The organism is Mycobacterium heckeshornense (genome assembly GCF_016592155.1).
In the GTDB taxonomy this organism is placed as follows: domain Bacteria; phylum Actinomycetota; class Actinomycetes; order Mycobacteriales; family Mycobacteriaceae; genus Mycobacterium; species Mycobacterium heckeshornense.
The window spans coordinates 2,983,316-2,994,762 of record NZ_AP024237.1 but is presented as its reverse complement, the minus strand read 5'-3'; the positions used below and the strand labels follow the sequence as shown (position 1 = coordinate 2,994,762).

12 protein-coding genes and 3 pseudogenes are annotated in these 11,447 nt (G+C 65.4%); 8 read left to right on the top strand and 7 right to left on the bottom strand.

Features of this window, described 5'->3' with window-relative positions; genetic code table 11:
• The first annotated feature begins 1 nt into the window (after position 1).
• The 3 genes from MHEC_RS14295 to MHEC_RS14285 are packed head-to-tail and all read left to right on the top strand — an operon-like array spanning position 2 to position 2,062.
• The gene (locus MHEC_RS14295; protein ID WP_048891802.1) at positions 2-1,255 is read left to right on the top strand and encodes a cysteine desulfurase; all 1,254 of its coding nucleotides are present in this window, start codon (positions 2-4) and stop codon (positions 1,253-1,255) included.
• A gap of 2 nt (positions 1,256-1,257) precedes the next feature.
• Entirely contained in the window at positions 1,258-1,740 is a 483-nt protein-coding gene (gene sufU / locus MHEC_RS14290) for a Fe-S cluster assembly sulfur transfer protein SufU (protein WP_048891803.1), read from the top strand.
• Positions 1,715-2,062, top strand: coding sequence for a metal-sulfur cluster assembly factor (locus MHEC_RS14285; RefSeq protein WP_048891804.1), 348 nt, complete (start codon positions 1,715-1,717; stop codon positions 2,060-2,062). The genes sufU and MHEC_RS14285 overlap by 26 nt, the downstream gene beginning before the upstream one ends.
• A gap of 88 nt (positions 2,063-2,150) precedes the next feature.
• On the opposite strand, the gene MHEC_RS14280 is transcribed toward MHEC_RS14285, so the two are convergent.
• A complete protein-coding gene (locus tag MHEC_RS14280; RefSeq protein WP_048891805.1) occupies positions 2,151-2,888 on the bottom strand; it encodes a FadR/GntR family transcriptional regulator in 738 nt (245 codons plus the stop codon).
• Positions 2,889-2,909: 21 nt separating this feature from the next.
• Here MHEC_RS14280 and MHEC_RS14275 point away from each other — a divergent pair, with 21 nt between their 5' ends.
• Both MHEC_RS14275 and MHEC_RS14270 read left to right on the top strand, forming a co-directional pair.
• On the top strand, positions 2,910-4,403 hold the full coding sequence (locus MHEC_RS14275; protein ID WP_200902185.1) for a carotenoid oxygenase family protein: 1,494 nt from the start codon (positions 2,910-2,912) through the stop codon (positions 4,401-4,403).
• Entirely contained in the window at positions 4,403-5,479 is a 1,077-nt protein-coding gene (locus tag MHEC_RS14270; protein WP_048891806.1) for an acyl-CoA dehydrogenase family protein, read from the top strand. The genes MHEC_RS14275 and MHEC_RS14270 overlap by 1 nt, the downstream gene beginning before the upstream one ends.
• Here MHEC_RS14270 and MHEC_RS14265 read toward each other — a convergent pair.
• The 5 genes and pseudogenes from MHEC_RS14265 to MHEC_RS14245 form a co-directional block, all read right to left on the bottom strand.
• Positions 5,442-5,927, bottom strand: a pseudogene (locus tag MHEC_RS14265) (IS256 family transposase); the annotation flags it as partial. The gene MHEC_RS14270 and the pseudogene MHEC_RS14265 sit on opposite strands and share 38 nt — an antisense overlap.
• Positions 5,928-5,992: 65 nt before the next feature.
• Positions 5,993-7,213: an IS110 family RNA-guided transposase gene (locus tag MHEC_RS14260; protein WP_071700283.1), complete on the bottom strand. Its 1,221-nt coding sequence runs from the start codon at positions 7,211-7,213 to the stop codon at positions 5,993-5,995.
• A gap of 234 nt (positions 7,214-7,447) precedes the next feature.
• A pseudogene (locus MHEC_RS14255) lies at positions 7,448-8,242 on the bottom strand (IS256 family transposase); the annotation flags it as partial.
• Between the two features lie 120 nt (positions 8,243-8,362).
• Positions 8,363-9,184 (bottom strand): annotated as a pseudogene (locus MHEC_RS14250) (transposase); the annotation flags it as partial.
• Positions 9,185-9,388: 204 nt separating this feature from the next.
• Positions 9,389-10,150 (bottom strand): hypothetical protein, encoded by a 762-nt coding sequence (locus tag MHEC_RS14245; RefSeq protein WP_048893844.1) that lies wholly within the window; start codon positions 10,148-10,150, stop codon positions 9,389-9,391.
• A 122-nt stretch (positions 10,151-10,272) separates the two neighbouring features.
• Here MHEC_RS14245 and MHEC_RS14240 point away from each other — a divergent pair, with 122 nt between their 5' ends.
• Positions 10,273-10,617, top strand: coding sequence for a hypothetical protein (locus tag MHEC_RS14240; RefSeq protein WP_142358695.1), 345 nt, complete (start codon positions 10,273-10,275; stop codon positions 10,615-10,617).
• 141 nt (positions 10,618-10,758) lie between these two features.
• Here MHEC_RS14240 and MHEC_RS14235 read toward each other — a convergent pair whose 3' ends face one another.
• A complete protein-coding gene (locus MHEC_RS14235; RefSeq protein WP_201399670.1) occupies positions 10,759-10,929 on the bottom strand; it encodes a hypothetical protein in 171 nt (56 codons plus the stop codon).
• Between MHEC_RS14235 and MHEC_RS25080 the strand changes: the two genes are divergently transcribed.
• On the top strand, positions 10,876-11,154 hold the full coding sequence (locus tag MHEC_RS25080; RefSeq protein ID WP_048893846.1) for an alpha/beta fold hydrolase: 279 nt from the start codon (positions 10,876-10,878) through the stop codon (positions 11,152-11,154). The genes MHEC_RS14235 and MHEC_RS25080 overlap by 54 nt on opposite strands.
• A complete protein-coding gene (locus MHEC_RS14225) occupies positions 11,084-11,380 on the top strand; it encodes a hypothetical protein (RefSeq protein WP_142358696.1) in 297 nt (98 codons plus the stop codon). The genes MHEC_RS25080 and MHEC_RS14225 overlap by 71 nt, the downstream gene beginning before the upstream one ends.
• Positions 11,381-11,447: the final 67 nt, after the last annotated feature.

The window sequence follows — 11,447 nt, the reverse complement described above, 5'->3', positions numbered from 1 at the left end:
AATGGTGACGTCGGTGACTCCGCTTGACCTGACCGCGATACGCGCCGATTTCCCGATCCTCAAGCGCGTGATGCGCGGCGGAAAGCAGTTGGCGTACTTGGATTCCGGTGCGACGTCGCAGCGCCCGGTGCAAGTTCTCGACGCCGAGCGCGAGTTCTTGGTCACCTCTAACGGGGCGGTGCACCGGGGCGCGCACCAGCTGATGGAGGAGGCCACCGACGCCTACGAGCAGGGCCGCGCCGACATCGCGGGGTTCGTCGGGGCCGACGCCGACGAACTGGTGTTCACTAAGAACGCCACCGAGGCGCTGAACCTGGTGTCTTATGTGCTGGGCGACACGAGGTTTGAGGGTGCGGTCGGTCCGGGCGACGTGATCGTCACCACCGAGCTCGAACACCACGCCAACCTGATCCCATGGCAGGAACTGGCCCGGCGCAGCGGGGCGACCCTGCGCTGGTACGGGGTGACCGACGACGGGCGGATCGATCTCGAGTCTTTGCAACTCGACGAGCGCGTCAAAGTGGTTGCCTTCACCCATCATTCGAATGTGACCGGCGTAGTGGCACCGGTGGCCGAGCTGGTGGGCCGGGCAAAGGCGGTGGGCGCGCTGACGGTGCTGGACGCCTGCCAGTCAGTTCCGCATCAACCGGTCGACCTGCATGGTCTCGACGTCGATTTTGCCGCGTTTTCCGGTCATAAAATGCTGGGTCCCAACGGGATCGGCGTGCTGTACGGCCGGCGCGGGCTACTCGAGAAGATGCCGCCATTTTTGACCGGCGGCTCGATGATCGAAACCGTGACGATGCAGGCCACCACCTACGCGCCGCCCCCGCAGCGGTTCGAGGCCGGGACCCCGATGACCTCGCAGGTCGTCGGCTTGGCTGCGGCCGCACGCTACCTCGGCAACATCGGCATGGACGCCGTGGAAAACCACGAACGCCAGTTGACCGCCGCCGCGATCGAGGGTCTCTCCGGCATCGGCGGGGTGCGGATCATCGGGCCGATGTCGATGCACGAGCGTGGGTCGCCGGTGTCCTTCGTGGTCGACGGGGTGCATGCCCATGACGTTGGCCAGGTGCTCGATGACGACGGCATTGCCGTTCGCGTCGGGCACCACTGTGCGTTGCCGCTGCACCGCCGCTTTGGTCTGGCGGCCACCGCGCGGGCGTCATTCGCGGTATACAACACCCTCGAGGAGGTTGACCGGCTGGTAGCCGGCGTCCGTCGCGCGGTGGAGTTCTTCGGGGGAGCCTAATCGTGCGCCTGGAGCAGATCTATCAGGACGTGATCCTCGACCACTACAAGCATCCGCAGCATCGGGGCCTGCGCGAGCCGTTCGGCGCGCAGGTTCATCACGTCAACCCGGTCTGCGGCGACGAGGTCACGCTGCGGGTCGCGCTGTCCGACGACGGAGAGCGGGTCGTCGACGTCTCCTACGACGGCCAAGGTTGTTCGATCAGCCAGGCGTCGACATCGGTACTCACCGAACAGGTGATCGGCCAAAGCGTGGGCCAGGCGCTGAAAACCGTCACCGCGTTCACCGAGATGGTGTCGTCCCGTGGCACCGTGGAGGGGGACCCGGACGTTCTCGGCGACGGTGTCGCGTTCGCCGGGGTGGCCAAGTACCCGGCCCGGGTGAAATGCGCGTTGCTGGGCTGGATGGCGTTCAAAGACGCGCTGGCACAAGCCATGCAGGACTTCGAGGAGGTTGACGATGAGCGAAACCGCATCGGCAAGTGACGAATTGCTCGCCGACGTCGAGGAGGCGATGCGCGACGTCGTCGACCCGGAGCTGGGCATCAACGTCGTCGACTTGGGATTAGTTTACGGGCTCGACGTGGAACAAACCGACGAGGGGACCGTCGCGCTCATCGACATGACGCTCACCTCGCCGGCCTGTCCGCTGACCGACATCATCGAAGATCAGTCGCGCACCGCCCTGGTCGGCGCGGGCCTGGTCGACGATTTGCGCATCAACTGGGTGTGGAATCCGCCATGGGGGCCGGACAAGATCACCGACGACGGTCGCGAGCAACTTCGCGCTCTCGGCTTTACCGTGTGAGTCGCGCCAAGCAGAAGTCAGGGCTGTAATCGTCGCCCAATCGCGACCGTAGCTTCTGTCTCGCGGCGGCCCGGCGCTCGGCCATCGATTACCGCCAGGGCAGGTCGGTATTATCGCCGCGCCAGCGCGACGGCGGAATCATCGGTGCCCCAAGCAGTCCCGACGCCTCCACATGTTGCAGAGCGGCCTCGAGGTGTTGGCGCATCCGGTGTTCGGCTTTACGCGCGTCGCCGGCGGTGATCGCGCTGGCGATGGCGCGATGCGATCTGGCCGCTTCCTCGCGGTCATACTGGGTGATGTCTTGTTCGGCCGCGGCCCAGCGGACCGCTTGTTCGACGGCAGCCAGGACCGTTGTGAGGATAGGGTTTCCGCTGGCCCGCACGACCAGTTCGTGGAATTCGTGATAGCCCGCGCCGTCGGGGGCAATCCCACGCTCGGCGACCTCGGCGATGGCGGCCCGTTCGGCGGGGGAGGCGTGCTCGGCGACGTGGGCGGCCGCCGCGGGCTCCAGCATTTTCCGGAACGCCAGCAGGTCGCCCCACGTCGCGCCGGTGAGGGTGAGAAGTTGCACCAGCGAGCGGGCGACCCGCTCGGGTTCCGGATGGCGGATGCGCACACCGGCACGCCCCTGGCTGGTGCGGGTGAGTCCTTCGGCGGCGAGCAGCCGCAACGCCAAGCGGACGGTCTCCCGGCTGACCCCGAGCTGGCTGACGAGCTCGGCCTCGGGGGGCAGCGAATCTCCCGGTGCGAGTTCGCCGGACAGGATGCGTCTGCGCAAGGTGGCAGCTACCACCTCGGGCGCGCGAGCGGGCTTGGCCGTTGTCACGCCACTTAGTATACTAAGTCGATGGTCACTGTCCCGAACACGACGGTGCTCACCGGCGCGTTTCGGCCGATGCGGTTCGAGGCGACCGTCGAGGACTGCGTCACCACCTTCGGCGAGATCCCCAAGGAGCTGTCCGGCGGGTTTTACCGGGTGGGCCCGACGTTCAAACGGCCGACGAAGCAGCGCGGCAACGGGCTGCTGGCGATGGACGGCATGGTGCAAGGCCTGACGTTCGATAATGGGCGCGCCGATTTCCGCAACCGCTGGATCCGCACACCCAAATACGTGCTGGAAGACCGCTTTGGCCGCGGCATGTTCTGCTGGGCCGACGGGGATTGGCGCGACTGGCGCAACATCGGCTTCGGTCCGGCGGTACGTGACGAGTTCACCCGCGGAATCCCGCAGGGCACCAACAACATCAACTGCTTCCCGTTCGCCGGGGAGATCCTGGCGTCGGGCGAACAGGGCAGCCCGCCAATAGCGTTGGATCCGATCACCCTGGAAACCCGCGGGGTGGTGCCGTGGTCACCGCAGCTATCCCGCGGGATCTTCGAGCCGGCCGGCTATGGCGATGCGGCGTTCACGGCGCACCCGAAGTGGGACCACGCCAGCGGCACGCTTTACGGCTGGGCCTACAGCAACCGCAAGCCCTATGTCACCGTCCATGTGGTGCGACCGGACGGCGCGGTGGTATCCCGCGAGCTGTGGGACGCGCCATATTGCTCCGAGGTTCATGACATGTGGCTGACACCGCAGTGGATGGTGTTGCCGTTCCAGGGTTTCGTGTTCGACCCCGACCGGATCCAGCGCGGCCTGCCGGTGCATGGCTGGGACCCGCAGCTACCGACGATCCTGGCGCTGGTTCCCCGCGACGACATCGAACACGGCGAAATCCGCTGGATCACCGCCGAGATCGAGCCGCAGTACGCGATGCACACGCTGGCGGCCAACGTCGCCGGCGACACCCTGACGTTGGATGCCCCGATCTTCGAGCGGCCCCCGTTCCCGTTGGACATCGACGGTTTCGCGGGCGAGGACGTCGCATTGTTCTTCAACCTGGCCCGCAGCACGCTCGGGCGGTGGACCGTGGACCTCGCCGCGGGCAGCGTCAAATCCGAGTTGCTCGATGACCGCCCATGCGAGCTCCCGAAGGTCGACGAACGCTGCTACGGCCGCGGCCACCGCTGGGGATACCTGATCGGCGGGGACGCCAAAGGCAACGGGATGCGCATGCACAGCCTGGTCGTGCGCGACATCGACACCGGCCGCGAGCAGCAGTACCGGTTGCGCCACGAGCGCCCGGCGCTGGTGATGGAGCCGACGTTCGTGCCGCGCACCCCGGATGCGCCGGAGGGCGACGGTTATCTCATGGTTCCGGTGTCGCGGTGGACCGAAAACCTCGGTGAATACGTCATTTTCGATACCGACGACATCACCGCCGGCCCGGTCTGCCGCATCGAGATCCCGTTCCTGCTGGGTTTCACCCCGCACGGGCACTGGATGGACTTCCGCTGATGCTGAGCGCGGCCGAAGAAAAGGAGTTGCGTGCGTCGGTGCACGGGATCGTCGCCGAGTTCGGCAACGAGTACTTCACCCGCTGTAGCGAGACGCTGCAGCCTGCTACCGAGCTGTGGGACGCGCTGGCGGCGGGCGGATTCGTCGGCGTGAACCTGCCCGAGGAATACGGCGGCGGCGGAATGGGACTGTCGGCGATGAACGTCGTCGCCGAGGAAGCGGCCGCGGCCGGCTGCCCGCAGATCATGTTGATGATCTCGCCCGGAATTGTCGGTAGCCTGCTCGCGCGCCACGCCAGCGACGAGCAGAAACGCCAATGGCTGGTGCCGATGGCGGCGGGCACGCTTAAGATCGCCTTCGCGATCACCGAGCCCGGCGCCGGCTCGAATACCCATCACCTTGCCACCACGGCTCGCCGAGACGGCGACAAGTACTACATCAGCGGGCAGAAGACATTCATCACCGCGGCCGACCAAGCCGACGCCCTGCTCGTCGTCACCCGTACCGGCACCGATGCCGCCGGCCGCGGGCAACTGTCGCTGTTCCTGGTCGACCGTGATACCCCGGGCATCGAGATGCACCGCATTCCGATGACATTGGAGATCACCGACAAATCGTTCACGGTGTTCTTCGACAATGTGGCGGTCGCGGCGGATCGGCTTGTCGGCGGCGAGGGCGATGGCCTGCGGGTCGCGTTCGACGGCATGAATCCCGAGCGGGTGATCATCGCGGCGATCTGCAACGGCGTCAGCCGATACGCCTTGGACAAGGCGGTGGCGTATGCGCGGCAGCGGCGAGTGTGGAACGTCCCGATCGGCGCGCACCAGGGCATCGCGCATCCATTGGCGGAGGCGAAGATCGCGCTGGAAGCCGCGCGGCTGATGACCCGGCACGCCGCAGCCGGCTATGACGCCGGAGCCGACGCCGTTGAGGCCAGCAACATGGCCAAATTCCTTGCCGCCGATGCCGCCATCCGCTGTATCGACCAGGCCATCGAAGGGGTCTGTACGGATAACGGTGTAAATGGTTGTGTCGGTTCTACTTTCGTGCAGCGGACAGGCGTCCGTCAAATGTGATGTCGAAAGCGTTTAAGGCCTCCTTCCAGCGGTTGCTCCAGCGTTTGCGGCCGCGGCCGGTGGGATCGATGCTCATGATCGCCATGTAGACGCATTTCAGCGCGGCCGCGTCGGTGGGAAAGTGCCCACGGGCATTGACCGCTCGCCGGATGCGCGCGTTGATGCTTTCCACCGCATTCGTCGTGCACACCACCGATCGGATGCTGGTGTCGAACTGCAGAAATGGCACAAACTCGGCCCACGCGGACTCCCAGAGCTTGACGATCGCCGGATACCGCTGGCCCCAGGTGTCGCTCAACGCGACGAACGCCTCCAGCGCGGCCGACTCGCTGGGCGCGGTGTAGATCGGCTTGAGATCACGGGCCAGCGCCGGCCAATCCCTCTTGGAGGCGTAGCGAAACGAGTTCCTCAGAAGGTGCACGACGCAGACTCCCGCTGTCAACCTCGGGTCGTGGGCATGATTGATCGCCGCGGCGGGCTGACTTTGCTCAGCGCGGGGGCGGGGTGGGGTTGTTAGGCGGCGGTGGCGCGGTGGTGGATGGCCGGGTCGTAGGGGTTGTGGTCGTGCCAGCAGCGCCACAAGATGCGACACCAGCGGGCGCCCAGGCCACGCAGGGCACGATGGTGTGGTTGGCCGGCGGCGCGGGCGTGTTGGTAGATGTCGGCCGACCAGAGGTCTTCACGGACGGCGACGAACATCCACCAGTCGATGGCGTGCCGCATCCGCCGGTTGGCGGCGTAGCGGAAGCGAACCTGACGTGTGCGCCCGGACACCTTGGTGACCGGAGCCAAGCCGGTCTCTGCCAACAATGACGGCGCCGAAGGAAAACGACTGCGCTCCTCACCCATTTCGGAGATCAACACGGCGGCGGTGACCGGTCCGATGCCGGGGAAACTGGTGAAGATCGGGGTGTCCGGGTGCGCCTCAAGCAGTTCGCCCAGTCGTTTGTCATGGGCTCGCAAATGGGTGTTGAGTAGAGCCAGTTGTTCGGTGAATGCTTTGGCCGCCAACGCTTTGCCAGCAACGGTGCCGTCGCTCGCCGATAGCAGATGCGGCTGCATCCGGGCGACAAGTGTCTCGGGTTTGTGCCGGCCACTGTAGCCGTGCCGGGACGTGAACGCGCCCATCCGCGCAGCGGTGATCCGGCCCGCCTGCACGGGAGTGGGATAGCTGCGGATGAAGGACAGGGTGATGTCCCGGTCCAGTGCAGAAAACAGGTGCAACGGGCACGGATGATAGGCATCCAAGATTGACCGCAGTCGATTCTCGGTGTCCACCTGCATATCCAGGATGCGTTGACGATCGCGGCTCACTGCGGTCAGCTCCGCTAGAAGCGGCGACGGAACGGCCAACGGCCGCCACTGGGCATACTGGTGACGCAACGTATCGGCCAACACATAGGCATCGAATTCGTCGGACTTGGCGGCCGCCATCCGATAGCGTTCGCGTGCTCGCGCCGAGATTTTCGGTGACACGCAATAAATTTCGGCATCGCAGTGGTGCTGGAGATATTCGACCAGTAGCCCTTCGGCCCGCTCGATCGCGATCCGGACCGCACCGGTGAACGAAGCAATCAACCCGACCAGGACGGCCAGACCATCGACGGTGTGAGCGACCTTGCGACTGAGCAGCTGCTGGCCGGTGCCATCCAGCACACACAGGTGATGGAAGCGCCCACCCCAGTCGATCCCACACCAGAAGCTGTTCGGCCGTTGCAGAGTACTCTGATTCATTGCACTTGGATCCCTTTCAATGTGAAAGGTTCACCCTGCGATCGCGAGGCCTGCCCGGAACCTCATCTCGGCACTCACCGCCCACAGCGGTGGCGCTGCTCTCGCTGGCCGGTCCACGCCCCGCAGCCACCACGGGCGGACAGGTCTGCATGTGGACCTCGAAGGTGACGCGTTTGCGTGGGCCCTGCCCGTGGTGGTGCAGGTGAACGCCGAGACCATCCCGGCCGATCCATTGTTAATAGATGACGTCTGGGTGATCGCCTGCGGCCAGACGGTTTCGATCGCGTCCGGCAGGCCCTTGAGCCCATCGCACACCACCATGCAGACATCCTGTGTGCCACGGTTTTTGATCTCCGAGAGCACCCGCACCCAAAACTTCGCCCCCTCCCCGTCGCCGTGCTCACCGGCCCATAATCCGAGGATGTCGCGGGTGCCCTCGACGGTGACGGCCAGCGCCAGATAGATTGGCCGGTCGGCGACATTGCCATCACGAATCTTGACGTTGACCGCATCGATGAAGATCACCGGATACACCGGATCCAAGGGGCGGCTTTGCCACTCGGCCATGCCTTCGAGCACCCGGTCGGTGATCGTGGAGATGGTCTGTTTGGACACAGCCGCCCCATACACCTCGGCCAGGTGCGCGCTGATCTCACCGTGCGTTAAACCCTTGGCGCTCAATGAAATCACCAGATCCTCCACGCCGCTCAGCCGCCGCTGGCGCTTCTTGACGATCTGCGGCTCAAACGAGCCGGCCCGATCCCGCGGCACTTCGATATCCACCGGACCCGCCTCGGTCACCACCGTTTTGGCCCGGCTGCCATTGCGGGAATTGCCGCTGCCGCGCCCGACCGGATCGTGCTTGCCGTAGCCCAGGTGATCGTCGAGCTCGCCCTCCAGCGCCGACTCGACCACGCGCTTGGTCAAATGGGACAGCAGGCCACCTTCACCGGCCAGCTTCAGGCCCTGCGCGCGGGCCCGCTCGGCCAACAGCCGCACCAACTCATCGTTGCTGGCCTCACTCAACAGCGGCTGCGCCGGCGGCGCCGCATCCAGGTCCACAGGACTATCTTGATTACTAACCACATCAGTCACAGGTGCCTCCTACTTCTCAGCAGTTACACCGTTCTTTGTACAAGTCCCCCCGCCGATCATCCGGTCTTTGGCCACTCGCCGGGCAATGCGGAAGATTCCGTCGTCGCCGGCTTCGACGTCTTGGCCGGCCACCAGCGCCAACAACTCGACCGCCTCACTGAGTGCCCCATCGAGCTTGCGGCCGTCGAGGGCCTCCAGTGCGGCGTTGGCGTCGCGCACCAGCGCATCGACCAAGGCTTCACGCGCTTTGGGGTCATCCCAGTCACACGGTGGTTTGCCCAGGCTGGCGTAGTCATCGTCGCGGGTCAGCACGGTGCGCACCGCACCGGCCACTTCCGGATCGGCCCGATCAGCCACGGTCAGCAGTTTGCGGATCGCGGCCCGCAGCTGGATCACCGTGTCCTGGGTGGCCACCGCATCCAACAGCGGCGTCGAATCCAGCACCCGGCGTCGTCCCCGCAACAACCCCGCCGCTCGCGCGGTGGTGTTCACGTCCTCGAACAACCGCCGTGGCCGATCCGATGCGCGTAGCCGGTTGCGCATGCCGACCAGCACCGTGGGATGAAAAGCCTCGGCGTCCACCGTCAACCCGGCGGCCGCTTTCCAGCGCAGATCAAAGGCCAACCGGTCACACGCCTCCCGATCCGACAATCCCTCATAGGCCTGCAGCAGCATCACTGTGGCCATCACCCGCGCCGGCACCGTCGGTCGACCCAGCGCCGAGCGCTTGAACAGATCAGCGAAATAGTCATCGTCAAACAGTGCACCGCCGTGCTCGGCCAACAGCCGGTAAATACTGCCCGCCGGCAGCTGATCACCCACCAGCAGCATCACGTCATCGAACCGGCCCTGCCGATTCTCCCGTCCCAAAGCCACACATCAGATCCTCGTCGACCACCTACGCGAAATCCGCTCAGGCACGCCGAAAGTCAGCGACTAAAACAGCACCGCCCTAGCGAACCGACCAACCCAGCCACGCACCTCGGCGGTCCGAGGCTGGCCTCATTAGTGGGATATACGCTGAAGATTCCGCCCCGGTGCCCCGCTGCGCGGGCGCGTTAGCCGAGGACGACACGGCGGCTACCGGGAGTGCTGCGGCGCCCCAATAGGAATAGACGTCGCGATATCGTTCGGTCTCGGTTCGGTTTGCTCATCGCGGTCATACCTGCGAACGGCTTGCAGGGTGACCACCACCGTGACGACGATCCAGGCGAAGAAAGCCACCAGCGAAAGCCACCACGAAAACAGACCGTTCCAGGCCAGCGGCCCGTCCTTGAAGAACACATCCAGACTTGCCGGGCAGTACAAAAGCGCCGTCCATAGACAGAAGTAGCCGTACCACCGCGGGTATACAGGGTGGGCGCGCTGATCAGAGAGCACCGCGAATCCGATGACGAGGTTTTGAACGAAGATGGCGTAGATGATCCCGGTGAAGGGGAGCCAGCCCATGTCGTTGAGCGTTTGGATCGCCTCGGGTGCTCGCTCTGGCCGGAATGCGGCCACCTGAAAGTAGTAGAGCGCCGGAAAGAACGCGACAGGAAGGGTGCACCCGATGCCCAGCTGGGCGTAGGTCAGTGGGGTGTGCTCGCCTTCGATCCGCTTGAGCTGCACCGATATCGCCGCGGTGAAGGGAACGAAGAACACCAGCGCGTACATGCTGATGACCATCCCGGCGCGGATCGCGTTGGCGTGGTCACGGTAGAACGCCGCGACGTCGGCTGCCGCTCGGGCCGGAGCCGGGGGCGGTATGTACCGGGCGATCAGCCCGAAGCCGACAAAAAACAAGACGGCGAACAGAACTCCGCTCCAGACACATAAACGCTGTGACCAGGTCTTATGCATGAAAACTCTTCGTTCGCTCGCCCTCGCTGGTCCTCTCAGGTTAAGTAAATTCTAGCGAGAATTAGGTAGAGTTGCAAGAAGCCGGCTTGCACCGGTCTGACGAAAGGTTGAGCAACGGATGAATGTCGAGGAGCAAGCCGGGGATCCGCTGCCGCGCAATTGGTGCCGCGGTGGGATGCCGTTGCCGGGCTACCCGCGGCGCTAAACCGGCCTGGGGCCAGCTGGACCCGGTCGTCCTGGTCACCGCCGACGGATACGCGTTCGGTGGCGGCGTGCATCACAAGCGACCCGAGATCGCGGGGCTGCGGGCTGGGCTGACGTCGTTGAAGGCCACCGTGGTGGTGCCCCGTATCGGGGTGGGCGCCGCGATGCCGGACCGGGCGCTCGACTGGGACGCCTCGGCTGCGGAGGGGACGGCTTCGGCCGAGGGCTTGGCCTTTGCGGCTTCCGCGGTGACTTGGCATTGACCCCGGTGTCCGCCACGATGTCAGCTCTTCAAATCGCTCAGCGTTCGCCGACCGGCTCCGTTCTGGACGTGCGCGGCCCGGAGGCTGCTGCACCACCATGGGGCGCATCATGCCTTCCGCTGTCTTCACGCGCAGGCACGGCTACGATGCGCGCGGCTGGGAAAACTGGGCCGAAACGTTCGCCTCGACGCCGGGAAGTTTGCCGCTATCCACGCCCACGTCGACGAACTCTACGCCGCGCGCGATGCCAAGATCGCGGTGATCGGATGGAGCTTGGGTGGGATCGTGGCTCGGATGATCGCCCGAAACCACCCGGAGAAAGTGAGGCACGTCTTCACGCTGGGCAGTCCCTTCCGCATGCTGGCCACCGACACGTTAGGGCCAAGGCTGCCGTGGCGCCGGTTCCTGAAGGCGCAATCAGAGGAGCTTGACTTGCTCTACGTCCACGAACACGACCGGCCGCCACTTGCAAGTACCCGCTACCTCGATCTACAGCCCGACAGACGGGGTGGCGGACTGGTGGATCAGCCTCGATGAGACGGCTCCGACCAGCGGAAACCCCCGAGCCGAAAACGTCGCGGTGCGGGGCACCCACACGGGTCTCATGATCAACCCCGCCGTGCTGCCAGTCATCCTCGACCGGCTGGCCCAACCCGAGGACAACTGGCGACCCTTCACGCCCGCTGCGCGCCTGGCGCGCTGGTACCCGCGCGCGGCCACGTGGATCCCACATCCGCGGGAGTCGGAATCGGCTGGCCAATGACTGGCCGGGGACCGGCGCCGCGCGCACCGACAGGCGCCGATGTGAAGAAAACTTGTTGTCAGTCTTT